This is a genomic window from Caldichromatium japonicum (assembly GCF_011290485.1).
Taxonomy (GTDB): Bacteria; Pseudomonadota; Gammaproteobacteria; order Chromatiales; family Chromatiaceae; genus Thermochromatium; species Thermochromatium japonicum.
The window spans coordinates 110,235-126,537 of sequence record NZ_CP048029.1 but is presented as its reverse complement, the minus strand read 5'-3'; the positions used below and the strand labels follow the sequence as shown (position 1 = coordinate 126,537).

Annotated in this window: 13 protein-coding genes and 2 pseudogenes; 2 read left to right on the top strand and 13 right to left on the bottom strand. The window is 56.7% G+C overall.

The window, feature by feature from the left end:
- Positions 1-124 precede the first annotated feature (124 nt).
- The 3 genes and pseudogenes from GWK36_RS00580 to GWK36_RS00570 all read right to left on the bottom strand — a co-directional run.
- Complete coding sequence (locus GWK36_RS00580) at positions 125-955, bottom strand: carbon-nitrogen hydrolase family protein (RefSeq protein WP_166269179.1); 831 nt, start codon at positions 953-955, stop codon at positions 125-127.
- Positions 956-1,108: 153 nt separating this feature from the next.
- Entirely contained in the window at positions 1,109-4,762 is a 3,654-nt protein-coding gene (locus tag GWK36_RS00575) for a YhdP family phospholipid transporter (RefSeq protein ID WP_166269177.1), read from the bottom strand.
- 95 nt (positions 4,763-4,857) lie between these two features.
- Positions 4,858-5,997: pseudogene (locus GWK36_RS00570) on the bottom strand (ribonucleotide-diphosphate reductase subunit beta); the annotation flags it as partial.
- A 204-nt stretch (positions 5,998-6,201) separates the two neighbouring features.
- Between GWK36_RS00570 and GWK36_RS00565 the strand changes: the two are divergent.
- Together GWK36_RS00565 and GWK36_RS00560 are read left to right on the top strand one after the other, a co-directional pair.
- The gene (locus GWK36_RS00565; RefSeq protein WP_166269173.1) at positions 6,202-6,453 is read left to right on the top strand and encodes a DUF4342 domain-containing protein; all 252 of its coding nucleotides are present in this window, start codon (positions 6,202-6,204) and stop codon (positions 6,451-6,453) included.
- Between the two features lie 8 nt (positions 6,454-6,461).
- The gene (locus tag GWK36_RS00560; RefSeq protein ID WP_210756805.1) at positions 6,462-6,665 is read left to right on the top strand and encodes a hypothetical protein; all 204 of its coding nucleotides are present in this window, start codon (positions 6,462-6,464) and stop codon (positions 6,663-6,665) included.
- A gap of 7 nt (positions 6,666-6,672) precedes the next feature.
- On the opposite strand, the gene GWK36_RS00555 is transcribed toward GWK36_RS00560, so the two are convergent.
- From GWK36_RS00555 to GWK36_RS00510, 10 genes and pseudogenes are all read right to left on the bottom strand, one after another.
- Positions 6,673-7,179 carry a transposase gene (locus tag GWK36_RS00555; protein ID WP_166269171.1) on the bottom strand — a complete coding sequence of 169 codons (507 nt, stop codon included), beginning with the start codon at positions 7,177-7,179 and terminating at the stop codon, positions 6,673-6,675.
- 533 nt (positions 7,180-7,712) lie between these two features.
- Complete coding sequence (corA, locus tag GWK36_RS00550; RefSeq protein WP_166269169.1) at positions 7,713-8,666, bottom strand: magnesium/cobalt transporter CorA; 954 nt, start codon at positions 8,664-8,666, stop codon at positions 7,713-7,715.
- A 618-nt stretch (positions 8,667-9,284) separates the two neighbouring features.
- Positions 9,285-10,346: a hypothetical protein gene (locus tag GWK36_RS00545; RefSeq protein ID WP_166269167.1), complete on the bottom strand. Its 1,062-nt coding sequence runs from the start codon at positions 10,344-10,346 to the stop codon at positions 9,285-9,287.
- A gap of 380 nt (positions 10,347-10,726) precedes the next feature.
- Positions 10,727-11,593, bottom strand: coding sequence for a hypothetical protein (locus tag GWK36_RS00540; protein WP_210756804.1), 867 nt, complete (start codon positions 11,591-11,593; stop codon positions 10,727-10,729).
- Positions 11,577-12,394 (bottom strand): annotated as a pseudogene (locus GWK36_RS00535) (MvaI/BcnI family restriction endonuclease). The gene GWK36_RS00540 and the pseudogene GWK36_RS00535 overlap by 17 nt, the downstream one beginning before the upstream one ends.
- Positions 12,391-13,311, bottom strand: a complete 921-nt coding sequence (locus tag GWK36_RS00530; RefSeq protein WP_166269165.1) for a DNA methyltransferase — start codon at positions 13,309-13,311, stop codon at positions 12,391-12,393. Before GWK36_RS00530 ends, GWK36_RS00535 begins: the two are co-directional and overlap by 4 nt.
- Positions 13,308-13,499 (bottom strand): hypothetical protein, encoded by a 192-nt coding sequence (locus tag GWK36_RS00525; protein WP_166269163.1) that lies wholly within the window; start codon positions 13,497-13,499, stop codon positions 13,308-13,310. Before GWK36_RS00525 ends, GWK36_RS00530 begins: the two co-directional genes overlap by 4 nt.
- Positions 13,500-13,605: 106 nt before the next feature.
- Entirely contained in the window at positions 13,606-14,916 is a 1,311-nt protein-coding gene (locus GWK36_RS00520) for a hypothetical protein (RefSeq protein WP_210756802.1), read from the bottom strand.
- Positions 14,913-15,524 (bottom strand): restriction endonuclease subunit S domain-containing protein, encoded by a 612-nt coding sequence (locus GWK36_RS00515; protein WP_166269161.1) that lies wholly within the window; start codon positions 15,522-15,524, stop codon positions 14,913-14,915. Before GWK36_RS00515 ends, GWK36_RS00520 begins: the two co-directional genes overlap by 4 nt.
- A complete protein-coding gene (locus GWK36_RS00510; protein ID WP_166269159.1) occupies positions 15,525-16,301 on the bottom strand; it encodes a restriction endonuclease subunit S in 777 nt (258 codons plus the stop codon).
- Positions 16,302-16,303 lie beyond the last annotated feature (2 nt).

Here is a 16,303-nt window from a genome sequence, read left to right as displayed (position 1 = left end):
TGTGCGTCCCACCTGGCAGCCACCTCAGGCGGCACCTGACCATATCGGGGAATGGGCGATCAGGATAGCGCCTCGGTCAGCAGGTATCTTGCATGATCGGCGGCCCAGGACCTGAGATACGACCTCAGACATCGCATTTCAAACGGCGGTGGCTGATAGTCGGAAAGCTGCGGCGTACCGAATCGAGGAACTCGCGATCCAGGGTGGCGCAGGCGACACCTGCCCCGCGTGGTACCTGGGCCAGGATGGCCCCCCAGGGATCGACGATCAGGCTATGGCCGTGGGTCTCGCGCCCGCTGACATGAAAGCCGCCCTGTCCGGCAGCGGCGACATAGGCGAGGTTTTCGATCGCCCGCGCCCGTACCAGGGGCTCCCAATGGGCCTTGCCGGTGACCGCGGTAAAGGCGGAGGGGACGGCCAAGATCTCGGCACCTGCATCGATCAGACGGCGGAAGAGCTCGGGAAAACGCAGGTCATAGCAGACCGCCAGGCCCAAGGACCCAAAGGGGGTATCGATGACTACCGGCGTCGAACCGGGCTCGATGAGTACCGATTCGCGATAGCGCTCATCGCTGCCGGGCAGATTGACGTCGAAGAGATGGATTTTGTCGTAGCGGGCCACCCGCTCGCCGCGATCATCAAAGACCAGACAGGCAGCGCGCGCCTTATCCGGATCAGCAGCAGCCAGGGGGATGGTGCCGCCGACCAGCCAGATAGCGAATTGTCTAGCCGAGCGCGCCAGAAATGCCTGGAGCGGTCCATCCCCTTCCGGTTCGCGGAGGGCAAGCTGATCGCGGTCATCCTTGCCGATACAGGCGAAGTTCTCGGGCAGGACGACGAGCTCTGCCCCCTCATCGACGGCCTGCCGGATGAGACGCTCGGCCTCGAGCAGATTTGCGCTGACATTGGGGCCGCTTGCCATCTGGACGACCCCGATCTTGTGTCGTTCTCTCATTGCTTCTAAACCACAGCCGTGTTGACGGCGGCACTGGCTCAGCCCAGCGCCAATGGATGGATCGCCGACGGGTCGTTTCCGTTCAGGGAGGTCCGGCCCAGGTTGCAGGCTAGTAACGATAGCAGCCTCAGAGCCCCAGCGAAAAGGCGGGCATCAGGGTTGGTCTAGAAAATGATTGGAGCGGCCGGCGCGCCCGGGTGTCTGGTCTTGCTGGGGGAACTGCGTCTTGAGCTTACCCAGCGGCTCCCAGCCCAGCCTGCTCCAGTGCGGATCGTCCCAGCTACCGGTCAGCCGGTATTCATAGCGCCCGAGCAGGGCGAGCGGATTGCCGGCGGCCCGATCGACCAACCAGACCGCCGCCCCGATCGCCGGCCCACCGGCTATGGCACTGGCCACAGCCAGGCCGGGACCCAGCTTGGGTTCGATCAGGATGCGCTGGTCAAGGCGCTGGGTGAGCAGATTGCTCGTCCCCGTCACCAAGATCCGGGCGGAGGGCCCCTCGATGCGCAGGTCAGCAAAACGCGCCTGGCCATGTTCGATGGCGATCTGCCCATCTAAACGCTCGAAGGCAAATCCGGGGGCATGCAGGTCCGAAAAGTCCAGGGCCAGACGGCGCCCGATCGACCCCAGATCGATGACCCCGAGCAATCGCCCGACTCCGGGCTCGATCTTGAGCAGGCGCCCTGGCCCGAGCGCAAGCTCCAGGCGGCCAGCAGCGCGTCGCCAGTCGAAGGCCCATGGCCCACCGGCCCAGGCGAGATCAAGGCGGGCGCTGGCATGCTCGGCAGCGATGGCCGAGCGCTCATCCAGGGCCGCCAGCAGCCGGCCTGGATCGGGTGAGCTGGCATCGAGGAGCAGATGGCCGGACCCATCCGTCCCCGTTTGCCATTCCCCTTGTCCCTCAATCCGCAATAGCCCAGGCGCATCCAGGAGAAGGCGTGGGCAGCGGGCACCCAGGGCTGCGGGCTGGCACTCGAGGTCCAAGGCACCCAGCAGAGCCGCTCCCCAGACGACCTGGTCGATGTGGACCCGCAAGGGCGGCCAGTCACGGGGCAGGGGGCGGACCTCTGGGTTGCCGGGACGGGTTTTGAAAAATGGCTTCAGATCAAGCCGGTCGATGCGAAGAGACACCTGCCCAGTAGCCTGCGCCGGCCAATCCAGCTCGCCTGAAAGCTCGCCGGCAGAGAGGCGCAGATGCCAGCCCGCCTTTCCTGACATGGCCTCGATCCTCGCTGCATCCAGGCTGATCCCTGCCAGGCGCAGTTGCTCCGCTGTCACCACCAGGCGTTCGACCGCAAACACCCCTAGATCGGCAGTACCCTTCTGACCCCAGGTGAGCGCATCAAGGTCGAGCACATCTGCCGCCACCTCGACATCCAGGCCCTTGCTGCGGGTGGCGAGCGCTAGACGCACAGGCCGATCGGTCAGGGCATCGGCGCGGCCAAGCCGCGCGGTCAGGGTCGAGGGCGCGATGCCGCGTTCATTGAAATGCACCGTACCGCTGAATCCGCTCAACCGAATGGAGGGATCGGGCAAGGACAGGCGGGCCGGAGCGGGCCAGTTCAATTGACCGTTGAAGGTCAGGGCCTTGCCCTGGGCCAAAGGGACATCGAGATCCAGGGCCCAGCGCGCCTGGCCGCCGAATTCGACCCCCTGGAGGGTCTGGGCCAGACGCAGACCCGGTGGCGGGAGGGCAGCCAAAAAACGCCGCCCGTCGGCGAAGGGTCCCTCGGCCTCGAGACGGATCGGCAGGCGTTCGACCTGACGGACATGCGGCAGACTCAGCCGCCCGCTCAGCTCGCTATCCAAAAGATGGGCGCGTTCTAGGTGCAGATCCAGGGCCTGATCACGGAGGCTGAGCCGACCCGTCGCTGCGGTCAGGGGCGGCCAGCCCGGCCAATAGTCGAGCCGCACCCCGGCAAAGGCCAGATCCAGGGTCAGTCGCGGCTGTCCCTCATGCAAGGACGCTGCATTCAGCGGTCCCATGAAGCGCAGATGGCCCTCTGTGACCTGCCCAGGGCGGATCGATGATTCCAGCCAATGCACGAGGCGAGGATGCATCAAGCCCGTTGGCAGATAGGGGCGAAAGGGTGCTCCCTCGCGCCCTTGAACATGGGCGCTGAGATCGATTTCTGGCTGAGGGTCCCCCTTGGGCCAGGCAAGTTCCAGGCGCATCCGGCCGCTTAGGTCAGCATTGTCCAGACCGACCTGATAAGCCGTCAGTTGCCAGCCGCCTTGCTCCAGACGCGACCAATCGAGGCGTCCGGTCAACCGGTCCAGATGCAAGGGCCGGTCGAAGATCGGGGATAGACTCAGCTTTAGCCCTTGTGAACCCAGGCGCCCCCAGCCGCCGTCCTGGTCGCCGCCGAGCCAAAGATCGAGTCCCGCAACGCCCCACTGCTCATTTGGGGACATGATCCCTAGCCCAGAGAGGCGCGCCTTGAATTGCCAACGCGCCTGCCCCGTATCCCGGGCAAAGGCGAGCCATACGCCGAGCTCATCCAGGGTCCCGCGCAGGTGTAACCCGAGCAACTGCATCGCCTGGGGCGGCAAGCCCCAGGGAGCGACAGCCAACAGGCGTCTCAGCGCCTCCAGCTCGGCACCCGCCATCTGCCCGGAGAGCGTCTGCGCCGATCCATCGAGCCCCAGGCGCAGTTCGACTTCGAGGTCGGCGATCCGCGCATCTGGCAGTCCCAGGTTCTGACCCTGGATGAGCACCTGCCAGCCGGCATCCAGGCGCCGGAACTGGACGATGACAGCGAGATCCCCGGGAGGGATGGGGTCCTGAGCGGACGATCCATCTCTCGCTCGGCGCGGTCGCAGACCCTGGATCTGGACATCGGCCAGGGCATCCAGCAGGCGCGACTCGCCGATGGTCAACCAGACCGAGAGCTGGGCGCGATGGGTCGCGATCCGGTCCAGGCCCAGCAAACCTGCTGGCCAGATCCAGCCTAAGTCCTGAACCTCTAGACGCCCATAGCCTTGTCCCTGCCAGCGCAAAGGGTCGGTGGGCGGTCCAGAAAGCCTCAGGGCAAGATGCAGGCGCTGGCTAGCCTTGGCATCCTCGGCACCTGCGGGATGCCAGCGCCGCAACAGGGAGGAGAAGAAGCGCAGATCGCGTACGGTCGGTACCCCTCGCACCCCTGGCTCAGCGGCGCTCAGCCAGGGTGCTGGCGCCACCAGGCGGGCGTCGAGCTCCAGCCCATGGTGCGCGCCGGCGTTGTCCAGATGCAGGCGGATATCGGTCAGACGCAGCAGGGGCCTGGCTGTGGCATCGACCAACAGGACCTCGCCGCCGGTCCACTCGGCCCAACCTCGTGTCAGAAGATGGGCGAACATCTGCCCTAACCCCGGCTGTTGTCGGGAAGAGCTGTCGCCACCTGTGGCCTCGAGCCTGGGCCACCAGGATCCTCTATCAGCGCCTTGGGCGATGACCAGTCGCCCGCCCACGAGCCTGACCCCTGTAAGCTGGGGCCCATGCCCTTTGAGCAGGGCAGCAAGATCCAGATCGAGTTCAAGGGCCTGGGCCTCTAGGATGGGCGCATCAGTCTGCACTGACTGCACGGCGGACACCTCGGCCAGGGGTCGGCTGAACGCGACCCCTTCCAGACGCAAGCGCGGTCTTAGGCCAGACAGCCCGATCCTGGCAGACCCGAACCTCACCCGATAGCCCAGCTGGGTGGATAGATATTCGCTGAGCGCAGCGCGATAGGCTTCAGGCAAAGGCGGGGCAAGACGCAGGATCGAGACCAGCACTGCCAAGATCACCAGGACCGTAAGCCCTATCGCCGTCAACCACGCGCGCAACCGACTGTTCATAGGTTCCGGGCGAGCGAGATGCCGCCTATCTCGCCAGATGGGTGCAACCGGTCCTCAGCCGACCCCAGGATCGCCCCCCTCCATCAGTCCCATTGCAGCGCCCCGCCGGTCCGGTATTCCGTCACCCGCGTCTCGAAAAAATTCTTTTCCTTTTTCAGGTCTAGGACCTCAGACATCCAAGGAAAGGGATTGGTCGCACCTGGATAGAGCTCGGGCAGACCGATCTGGACACAGCGTCGATTGGCGATGAATTGCAGATAGTCCTCGAACATGGGCGCATTCAAGCCCAGGACACCGCGCGGCATGGTGTCATAGGCATATTGGGCCTCGATCGCGACCGCCTCCTGGATCATCTGGGCGAGCTCATCCTGGAGGTCAGGGGTCCACAGATGCGGGTTCTCGATCTTGATCTGATTGATCACGTCGATCCCGAAATTGAGGTGCATGGACTCATCGCGCAGGATGTATTGAAACTGCTCAGCAGTGCCGGTCATCTTGTTGCGCCGGCCCATCGACAGGACCTGCACGAAGCCGACATAAAAGAAGATCCCCTCGAAGATCACATAAAAGGCCACGAGCTCGCGCAAGAGCTCCTGATCGGCCTCGGGGGTGCCGGTGCGGAAATAGGGGTCGGCCAGATGTTGGGTGAAGGGCAAGGCCCACTCCGCCTTGCGCGCCACTGCCGACACCTCGCGATACATGTTGAAGATCTCGCCCTCGTCCAACCCCAGGCTCTCGACGACATATTGATAAGCATGGGTGTGCAGGGCCTCCTCGAATGCCTGGCGCAAGAGATACTGGCGGCATTCGGGATTGGTGATGTGGCGATAGATCGCCAGCACCAGGTTATTGGCCACCAGTGAGTCGGCGGTCGAGAAGAAGCCCAGATTGCGCTTGATGATCAGGCGCTCATCCTCGGTCAGACCGTGCGGGTCCTTCCAGAGCGCCAGATCCGCAGCCATGCTGATCTCTTGAGGCATCCAATGATTGGCACAGGCGGCCAGATATTTGTCCCAGGCCCAGCGATATTTGAACGGTACGAGCTGATTGAGGTCGGCCCGACAATTGATGATGCGCTTGTCATCGACCTGAACCCGGGCATCGCCCCGGCGCAATGATTCAAGCCCAGTGGCGCCACTCGCGGGTCGGTCCGGTGCAGGCGGCGGGTTATCACGAACGGGCCGCGGTGCGGCAGCGGACTGTGGGCGAGGAGATACGGCAGGCGGATCTTCCCAATTCAACATCTTGCTCAACCGTCTTGTCGTTACAGGTGTTATTCCATGAGTAGCAACGGGCGACTCCGTACTGATCCAAAATCATAGACTCGGCTTGTCGCGCCCCTGTTCCTGGCAAGGCCAACTGAACATGGGTGCGGGTCTTCGGGATACAATGGCACCTTGCATCGGCAAACACCGAGGTCAATCCCCATGCCCCGCCGCCCCTTCGCCGGCGATCTTAGCGATCAGCCCTGGTTGACGACGATCAAGGACCTCATCCAGCGTCTGGGGTCCAAGCGCCTGCTCCTGCGCCATGTCGATGGACGCATCCTGATCGATGTGCCACTGCCGCCGGCCTTGGCGGTGATCGCTGTGCTGTTTTTGTTTACCCCCAGGCTTACCGCATTTGCAGCCCTGACCATCCTGTTCTTGCGCTTCGATCTGACGATAGAGCCCGATTGAGGCTGGATATGCAGATCGCGGGGGGTCGCACCTCGCCGCGCCATGCACTGCTGGCAATGTCTGTCGCCAGCGAACACCGGGGACTGGCCTTTGGGGTCCATCGCGCCCTCGATAACGCCGGCGCCGTGGTTGGACCGCTGCTTGCGTCTGGTCTTTTGGCCATTGGGATGGCGATCCAGGACATTCTACTGTTATTGATCCGAAGCCAATGAACTTGTATTACGCGGCATCATGAAGCTTGGGATGCTGGAAGTAGCGCATGATGCGTTGGGGGGAATTGAGAAGGCGGCGCAGGTGGCTGACGGTCGCCTTCTTCAGATCGCCCTTGGCGCGGGAGGGCGCCTGCGCGGTGATGATGGCCTTGAGCATCTCGTTGGGGTTCAGTGCTGGGCTGTAGGGGGGGAGGGAGGAGGCCTCGATTTGATTGGCGCATGCAGCCAGCCACGCCTTGACCGACTTGGTGTGATGCACGCGCAGGTTGTCGAGGATGAGGAAGATCTTCTTGCCCCTGGCGTCCTTGACGAGCCGCTTCATGAAGTCGATCAGGATGTCGGCGTTCATCGCCCCCGCGAACACCTTCCGACGCACCTTGCCGCGGTTGGTCAGCGTCGAGATCACCGACAGGCCTTCGCGACGGTGCGTGACGCGAATCTCGGGCGTCTTGATCGCCGGCGCATAAGAGCGCCCGCTTCTCGTCCTTGAGCCCTTGGGCCCCTTCGCGCCCATAGCCTTTGCAGATGTCGAACACCCCTGCGCCCAACAATCCCCTCTGCGCGCCTATCGCTTCATACCTCCAGCCACGCCGCCGCTCTTCGCGCGCCGCAAACGACAGCAATCTCATGTCTCGTCTTTCCATGCCCACGACATCAGGACAGCTCACTCAATTTCAAAAGCATGTGTTTCTTAATCAATAACCCTGCTCCCTGGGCTCTTGGCCTTGGGGTTAACCCTGGCAGTCCGCGAACCGCACCGCGCGCATCTAGGCTAAACGGCTGGCGTCCGCTGGTCGTGGCAAGGTCTTCCCTTGTCCTCGCAACGCTACCTTTGGACAGTCGGGCTCTTTACCCTTGGCAATTCATCGAATATGTTCCTGCTCCTGCCTGACTCATTGGTCTTTGGCTGGCTGTGGCATGAGGTTGGCGCCGGTCTGGCATTTGCCTTTGGGTCGGGGTGTGCGCTCTTGGCCGCAGCCCTGCTGGTTTGGCGGGTACCGGTGAGCCAAAGATCAGACAACTACTCCTCCTCCACCTCCGGGTAGCCTACAACCAGCCCTTGCGTTTGAAATACCAATAGGGCGCGACCCCAGAGATGATCATCAATCCAAGCGCCCAGGGATAGCCAAATAGCCAATGCAGTTCTGGCATGAAGTCAAAGTTCATCCCATAGATACTCGCCACCAGGGTGGGCGGCAAAAAGACTACGGCGGCGATCGAAAAGATCTTGATGATCTGATTCTGCTCGATATTGATGAACCCCTGGGTAGAATCCATCAAGAAATTGATCTTGTCGAAGAGAAAGGCGGTGTGCGACATGAGTACCTCCACGTCGCGACCGATCTCACGCAGGGTCTCGGTCTGAGCAGTGTCACCGCGCAGATGGCGCAAGAGGAACGATAGATCCCGTTGGGTATCCATCAGGCAGAGCCTCAGCTTGCCATTGCTGTCTTCAAGCTTGGCGAGTTCGCTGATGGCATCCTCAAGTTCAGCGTTTGGGTCTTCCAGGACCATATAGCTGACCTTTTCAAGCTGGCGGTGGATATCCTCGATATTATCGGCGTGATTCTCGACCTTTTGTTCGAGGATGGTCAACAAAAGCTCTGCCGGGGTCCGTGCCTCGATCTGACCGCGCCGGGCGCGCATCCGCAACAGCCTAAAGTCGGGCAGATCACCCTCGCGGATGGTGATTAGACGCTGCTCTTGCAGGATCATGGCGACCGAAATGGTGCTATGCCGACCTTCGCTGAAGGTTAAAAACAGCGAATGTACATGCAAGCCCGCCTCATCGACGAAACAGCGCGCCGAGGCCTCGATCTCTTCTACGTCGTCAGATTCGGGGGGCTCCTCGCGCAGGAGCGAACGCAATAACAGCCGCTCACCCTCGTCGGGTTCATGGGCATCGATCCAGGCGGCCTGCTGGATAATGAGACGCGGATCCCTGCCTTCGGGAGGGATCTCCTTGATGGTGCTGTTTTTGAACTCAAAAAAGCGCAGCATAAACCTTAGGCTAGGGGTTGGTCGTCGCGTCTGAGGGGGCGGCTATCTTAGTGGATTGGGAGGACCTTGAAAACCGGCCTTGGCAGGCCAGCTGATAGGCCTTAGGTAGCAATGGACCACCACCCCTAACAATGGAAAAGGGGTTAACAACTTGCTTGGCAACCCCTTTTATAGAATTGGTCCCCAAGCAAGTTAAAAGCTAGAACCTTCCGGGCGGTATTTGAGTTTCCTTCTACCATAAAAGAACCTAAAGCAAAAACCCATAAACCGTCAAAGACATATCGTAACCCCATCTATCTTGCCCAGGAGTGGCAGAAGGCTTTGGAAAATGGGGGCTGCTCTTCTCCGGCTGATCTGGTCCGCAAGCTGGGGGTTTCCCGTGCCCGTGTTACCCAGCTATTGCGTCTCCTCAGGCTTGTCCGGGAGGTTTTGAAAAGGATTGCCGCCCTCGGCGATCCTCTACCTTTGCCCATCGTAACCGAATGCAGGCTCCGGCCAATTATTAATCTCCCTGCGGTAGAGCAAAGACAGAGAGTTGAGGCGATCCTGGCAAGCAGAGAAAGCATCCGATCTGGGCTTTAAGCTTCGGTGTCTGGGCATTTGTCCATCTCCATCAAATTATTCCTCCAACTTTGCCTCGAGATCGGATTTGAAATCCTTGTAAGTGCCGTTGCTCAACGCCTTGAAAAACAGATCAAAACTCCCAGGAGAAAGGAATTTGAAATAATACCTCTGCTCGTTATGCAACTCATTGACTTTCTCAAAATGCTCTCTTGCATACTTGAGCTTGGCTCTATTTTCATCGGAGATATCGTTGTCCATCTTGATTTCCACCACAACAATATCGCTGCCTACCTTGATAAATAAATCAGGGTTGAAACTTCCCTGCTTGGGATGTTCTACCTTACGCCAGGAGTATTCGATACTGTAGAAACCCACATCGAGGGATTTGATCCAGGCATCTATCGCCCGGTCTGTCTGATCGGCTATTAACCCCCGGATAAACCTCCGTTCAGGCTCATAGGAAGCCAGAGCGACATTGAGGGGCATCTTGAAGTTGTATTTATTCGCCACCTTTATCAGGGCCGATCTCGGAAGGCTCTCGTCCTCTTCAAGTTCCTTCAGCAACTTTCTGTCCACCGCCTCACCCAAGCTCAGGGAATAATCATCGTAGAAAATCGTGCTATCACGGCGGAGTGATCCTATACCCAGGCTGTTCTTGCCGATCTCTCTGGTGTTTACTTTGATGGGTTCCTGCGCCTCAATCTTGAGCCGTAGGCTTTTCGTCCCCTTTCTTCTGATGACGCCGAATGCCGCCAGAGTCTGATTACGGTTCGCTTCGCTGACCTTGCCGCTCTCATCTTTGATTCTTTTAAGGGACTCTCTGATAATCTCTGCGATCTTGCCCTTTGGGAATTGCTCGCTATAGCAGGTCCCTGCCTCCTGATCAAAGATAAGAAGGCGATTGAAGACATCCTGCGCCACTTCTTCAACGGAATACATCTTGAACTCAATCAGGGTTTTCTTGACATCCTGCTCGCCTGAGACGGCCCTGATATAGGTCGCGCTCTTTTCAACTTTCTCCGCCTGGCTCGAATAGGTGATATACCCTTTCTTCAGGAGCTCAAAGGGGTCTTCCTGGGGGGTATTCCACCTCTTCCTCGTTACGCTTGTAATCAATGTTAGATGTCAAAGTTGTAGTCTTCTTTCTTTGGCACCGGGTAGGAATGAAGGCGTTTCTCAATCCCCAGAGCCTCATCTACCAGGTGTTTGATGCGGCTTGACCACTTGTTGTGATTGAAGACGGTTACCACCGGCTAATGGCCCCTCTAAACCTCAGGCACCCGAAGTCCCCTTCCCAGGACCTGAGCGATAAAAAGCTTTGAGTTAAACGCCCGCTCTTCGTGAGGGACGATCTGGAAGACATTTTTTACATCCCAGCCTTCGGAGAGCATACTGACGGAGGTGATATTCAATCGGGTTTTCTTTGTCATCAACCCTTCGCAGGATTGGTACTCTCTCTCGCCTTGCAGGAGCACGTCCAAAATCTCGCCAGGGTATTACACAACTGCCCAGCGCCACCGGCCAAAGCCGCCGTGAGCATTCACCGCCTGCGTCCATTCGTCGAGATAACGGCGCTTGACCTGGTCCTGCTCTGTGTCCTGCCCTTTCGTTTCCAGGACGAGCATGTCGCCGTTGGCCAGCCGCACGAGAAAGTCGGGGCGATATTTGCGCACCACGCCCTGGTAGAAATAGGCAATCTCAAAGCCGAGATGGTCATTCTTAACCCAGGCGACAACGGCGTCGCTGTCGTCCAGCGCGAAGGCGTCCGACGCCTCCCAGGTGCTGTCATACACACAGACGTTGATGTGCGACTTGCGGGTGCGCTCGCACGGCTTGCCCGTGTACCAGGTGCGCACGTCACCGGTGGAACGGATAGGATGATCGCGGTCAAAGACCGGCTCCAGGCGCTCGGTGTTTTCCTGGTGGACGGCGTCCAGCACGTGCTGCACCACGCGCGACATGTTGAGCGTGATGATCAGCCGCCGGCGCAATTCATCCTGATAGAAAAGCGGCGGCGTGATGGTGATGCGGTCGGAGCGGATGAATTGCTCCACAATGCGAATCAATTGGGCCAGCAGCACCTCGCGGCTGCCCTTCCAGGTGTGCTTCATCTGGTCGAACACGTCGCGCGCCGTTTCGAAGATGATGCGTTGAGTGCGGAACTCGCGCGCCAGCTTTTCCAGCTCGATGCGCTCGATCTTCGTCACGTCCGGCTTGCCTTCGAGGATCGGGGCCAGTTCTGCGACCTGGGCGGTCTGCGCCGCGTCCAGTTCCAGCGACCGCGCCTTCGACCAATCAAAACATGGATTGCCGGAGCGCTTTTTATCACGAGCAGCCCATCTCCATTCACAAGTCAATTTCATGTACTGAGTTATATAGCTTATGCCAATTATTCTGCCTGATTCTGAATTTTGTCCCATGGTTATGACCCGTCCGCGCGTCAAAATCCACCAGAACCACGCCTTCTTCGATACATTTCAGAAAACCATCAAAAGAAAATCGGACAACACCAAAAGTTTCACATACTTGAAAAACTCTTGCCTCTGTTCGACTTTTGTATCTGCTATCACGTAGAAGCAGTTCTTGACCTTGGCCCCTATCTTATATCTCAGGTCATTTAATCCCCAATATGGTTCGGGATTAAGAGGGCCAAGACCTGCTTGTTGTCTAACAGACTCTAACCATTTCGCGATTTCTGGATCGTTCCTATCGGCTTGATCCGCATCAAAGACAAAGCGAAGCTTTCCTCGCTCTCTTTGCTCTCTATCCAAGACTAATCGGAACCCTCGGTTTGTATAGCTTATGGCACTTGTCGTTGACCTGAAACTCTTTTCGGTATGCGGATATTTTGTTCCTGCTTCTTTGTGTTCCCATCCGTACAGTGGTAGCAAAACGTTTGCCACTATCTTGGAACTCTGGGGAGAAGGTTCTATGTGCTTCAGTGTAACCAGAGAACTTGTATGCAATCGCTGTCCCTTGAGCCCCCATTCCTGCGTATTGGGAATAGGTAGATTGTTTTCCTCAAGCCCAAGCAGCACCTCTAAAGTATTGCCAACAGCTCCATCGTTGCGGGTGTCTACGGTATTCTTGACGCTCCTATGCCAACCCCTCGCGCTAACTTCGCGGATTGCCTCTATCAACTTATCTTTGGTATAGAGTTTCATCTCGGTGGTCTCCAAAAGTCCAGTAGATACTCGAACGTTGTGCCCATTGTGATGTAGTTGCTGGGCCACCCGAATATACCTATCTTGTTAACGATGTTCGTCCTATCCCAAATGATGATGTTTCTCAGTTCATATCCTCGCTTTCGCAACTCTTCGATAAGCGCAACGTGAATTGTGATACGCTGATTTTCCCACCACATATCCGGGACATTGATAACACAATGCGCCTTTGGTCTCAGCAGGGGCAATAACGCCTCAAAGATGTCTCCCATAGCTTTGGTATACTCTTCAAGCGGCATAGTGCCCAAATCGTGCGGGTCTTGTGAATATTGCTCGATCCTTCCGAACTGTTCATTGCGTCGGTCACGTCTGGACTTGTTGAGGCGTTTTCTATTTAACAGGTTAGCGTAAGGAGGAGACGTCCAAATCAGACTGACCGTTTCAGGGTCAACGTAGGCCGGAATATTTCTCGCATCGTCTTGAATAGCCAATTGTTGAGCACGGTTAAACAGGTTATTAGAAGCCAATCGTTCAACACAAAGATTAATGTACTTTTCTTGGAGGTCAAAACCTATCGCATTTCGATTCAAGTCTCTCGCTGCTATAAGTGTCGTACCACTGCCCACGAATGGGTCAAGCACAAGTTCGCCCTCGTGTGTAAAGAGACTAATGACTCTTTTTGAAAGTGCGATCGAGAATGTTGCCGGATGGACGTTTTTGTCTCGAATATCCCTGCCCTCATAAACGAACTGCCACACTCCCAGTTGACACTTAATCCACTCTTTAGCCGTCAAACAATTTATGTGATTGGGAGGGCACGAGCAGGTTCTTGTATAGCCAATTTGGATCTTGGAACGGTAGAGAGCTTGAGATTCTCTTACGACAAGCGGCAAGGTTAAGGTTGCGGTTTCGTTCATATTACATCTCCTCGATTCAGGTTTCTCGCTTTCGCCATCTCGCCCAGCACCTCACGGGCGTAAGCTTCGTCGCTCTTGGGGCCGCGCTTATCCACGCTCTTGCGTTTTTTCAGTCGCTCTTCGCTCTCCCAGGCCAAGGCATGCCAGTTGCGCACGAGCACCTTGCCTTGACGGAGTTTGTCAAGCATGGCGGAAGGGACGATGTCGAAGGCTGCGTAATAGTTGTCTTGCGCGCTGCTCTATACAGCAGTTTGTCGCAGACACGATGATCTTTACGTACCTAGCGGAGCGGCGTCAGGCGCAAGCGCTGGTTAGCTGCCCGAACAATATTTTCATGTAATCGTAATCTCGCCCGCGCTCTTGGAAGAGGATATGTTTTTCGGTAAACCTGGCTCGATCCCAGGTTCCGTCGTCATAGTGCTGATGTAGGTCGTCGTATGACGTCGCCGATACGATAAAGGCGTCCAGCGTGATGTCGGTCCGTCCGCTCCGCTTCCCGATTTCATCTGCCAGCGCGGGCAGCCGCTCGTGCAGGCGCGCCTTTTCGTCATGGATGTAGGCTTTGGCATGCAACATGCCATGCGGCTCGATGAACACAATGCGCTGGACTTTTGTCGCCTGGTCCACCAGCCAGAGGATGAAATCAGGATAAAAGCCGCGTTCCTCAAAAAAGCCTATTCCATAGCCGCGGCTCAGGTTGCGCAGCAAAAAGACCTCTTTGCCCTCCAGAGATTTGTCCTTTTCTGCTTCCCAGTACTCACGCAGATCGCGTACAAAGCGCGCTTCGCTGTCTTTTAATCCAGGCGGGGCAATCTGCGCCTTCTCTGGCATATCTACCAGCAAGGGTTGATAGATGTGACGGTCGAAATGGATGCGCGGCAGGCCGGCGTTTTCTTGCTGATACAGGCGTTCTTGCTCCTCGAGTAACTTGCGCACCGCTTCGACCAACTGCTGCTCCGAACGCGGCACTCTGACCACATAGCCCGCCCTTTTCTCGTTCACGCCTGGCGGCCTGAAACTCAGGTTGGGATCGTCTCGATCGAGCGGCCGATAGACCATCGTTTGCTCATCCCATTGCTCTCGGCGCGCCTGATAAAAGCGGTCCACGTAGCGGCAAAGGACTTGTGTCAAGGCTTGCTGAAACAGGCCGCGGTCTTTGAACGATTGCGGCCGAATCACCCGCTCGTCGGCAATCACGGTGCAAACCGGGACAGCCTTATCGTTCTTTAGTTCGACAATCTGACGAATCGTCTCCGGGCGGATGAGCAGGTTGGTCAGCCCTTTGCGCTCTTTGTAAGCGAGCAGATCGAAATAAGCCTGCTGCCAATCCACCAGGTCAAGGCTTTCGGCAGGGATCGCTTGCGATTGTCCGGCGCGCACGTCGGCGGTGTGCAGGCCCAGGCGCGTGCTCTCCAGCGCCTGTACCTTGACCGACATATCCACATGCACGCGGATGCGAGTGTCCGGTTCAAGCAGAAGCGCGGTTTCCGCTGTAAAATCGCGGCCCTCCGGCGGGCGCGGCACGACCAGACCTTGCTTGAGAAATCGCTCATTGGCCCAGACGAAGAGCGGCAGTTCTGGCGCCGTTTGCTTCTGAAGACTCACCCGATAGACTCCATTCCCTTCTCTTCGCCTTCTTCAATCGCAATTTCTACGGCACGTTTGGCTTTTTCCAGCAGGGCTTTGGCTTCTCGCCGCGCAGCATGGGATTGTTCAACCAATCGGGCGATGTCCTTTTCTTTTTCGCTATCAAGACGCGGGATAAGAGTTGTTTGGACTTCAGAAGGTTTCCAATGTTTGATAATCGAGCCACCCGCGTCTTGCTCTATTTGCATTTGCACAAAGAGCGAGTTTAAGACAAGTTCAAGGTAGTGCGGTGGAATGCCATCTGTAATCGTAAGTCGCAAAATACCGCTTGAGACAATTCCCCGAATTGGGTGCTCAAGATAATAGGCAAGGCCAGGAGTAGTGTCTTTTGATAATAGTATTTCACCTTGCTGTGGCTCGTAATCGGGACGCAATAACTCGTAAAGTTCTGGGCTAATAAAGTTTGCGTTACTTTCGTCTAATCCGTGTTTGGAAAGATTACTCACTCTCCAAAACGGAATGCCTGAATCTGTGTACGCTTCACTTCCAACTTCAATACCTTTTCTGTAGATGATCAATCTTCCTAGTTGGTCAAAATTTACTTGTGCTGGAATTCTGCCAAACATTTACTGATACTTGGGATAGAAGTATTCCGCATCCACCCGTCTCTCTTTCGCCGCCTGACTGTAACTGCGCACAAAGGTCAGGGCGCGGGTGGGTTTCCAATCTTGCAAGCCAAGTTCGGCAAGTAAAAGCTGTTCGGCTTGGGAATAACTAATTGATGATTTAAAAAAGAGGTCAAGCCCAGTCAATACTTGCTTTTCGATTCTTGCTGTTAAATCATTACTTAAAATTGGAACTTTTAATTTTTCAAGAGACCCTAAATTAACATGCCTCTGTAAACCGCCAATTGATAAACGCTCTATTTGAACTTGACCAAATTTGCAGTTTAAGTAAGTGCATAGGAATATCGGGTTTATGCTAATAGGTCTAATGATAATGATGTCTGAGGAGTTGAGCGGTTGAGGATCTCTGTCAAGAACAATAGCCGCGTTTCCAATACTACCACTACTGGCGATTAAAATGTCCCCCCTAAATACTTGCGACTTTACCAAAAGATTATGAAACCATTCTTGAATAAAAATCAAGCGTTCATATCCAAGAACAAACTCCTTTACATTCTGAATCTGCAACAAAGGTACGCCTTTTTCAGTATAGGCGTGTGCCATTGGGCCGACAAAGCCAACATCTATTTTTGAACAAAGACGAAAAAGTGGTTTCTTTGGATAAGTGCTTTGTTCTAACACATTCATTAAGTTCATAAAGTGAGGCTGATAGTATTCAGCGTCTATACGCTTCACTCCTTCAAGGCGAGAAAAAGTAACTTTGCTAATAACTGCCATCG

Excerpts from the sequence above, each read along its gene's own strand:
- corA (WP_166269169.1), bottom strand. The coding sequence starts at position 8,666 with ATGCTGCGCTTTTTTGAGTTCAAAAACAGCACCATCAAGGAGATCCCT.
- GWK36_RS00540 (WP_210756804.1), bottom strand. The coding sequence starts at position 11,593 with ATGAAATTGACTTGTGAATGGAGATGGGCTGCTCGTGATAAAAAGCGC.
- GWK36_RS00555 (WP_166269171.1), bottom strand. The coding sequence starts at position 7,179 with ATGGGCGCGAAGGGGCCCAAGGGCTCAAGGACGAGAAGCGGGCGCTCT.
- GWK36_RS00580 (WP_166269179.1), bottom strand. The coding sequence starts at position 955 with ATGAGAGAACGACACAAGATCGGGGTCGTCCAGATGGCAAGCGGCCCC.
- GWK36_RS00510 (WP_166269159.1), bottom strand. The coding sequence starts at position 16,301 with ATGGCAGTTATTAGCAAAGTTACTTTTTCTCGCCTTGAAGGAGTGAAG.
- GWK36_RS00515 (WP_166269161.1), bottom strand. The coding sequence starts at position 15,524 with ATGTTTGGCAGAATTCCAGCACAAGTAAATTTTGACCAACTAGGAAGA.
- GWK36_RS00530 (WP_166269165.1), bottom strand. The coding sequence starts at position 13,311 with ATGAACGAAACCGCAACCTTAACCTTGCCGCTTGTCGTAAGAGAATCT.
- GWK36_RS00560 (WP_210756805.1), top strand. The coding sequence starts at position 6,462 with ATGCAGATCGCGGGGGGTCGCACCTCGCCGCGCCATGCACTGCTGGCA.
- GWK36_RS00525 (WP_166269163.1), bottom strand. The coding sequence starts at position 13,499 with ATGCTTGACAAACTCCGTCAAGGCAAGGTGCTCGTGCGCAACTGGCAT.
- GWK36_RS00565 (WP_166269173.1), top strand. The coding sequence starts at position 6,202 with ATGCCCCGCCGCCCCTTCGCCGGCGATCTTAGCGATCAGCCCTGGTTG.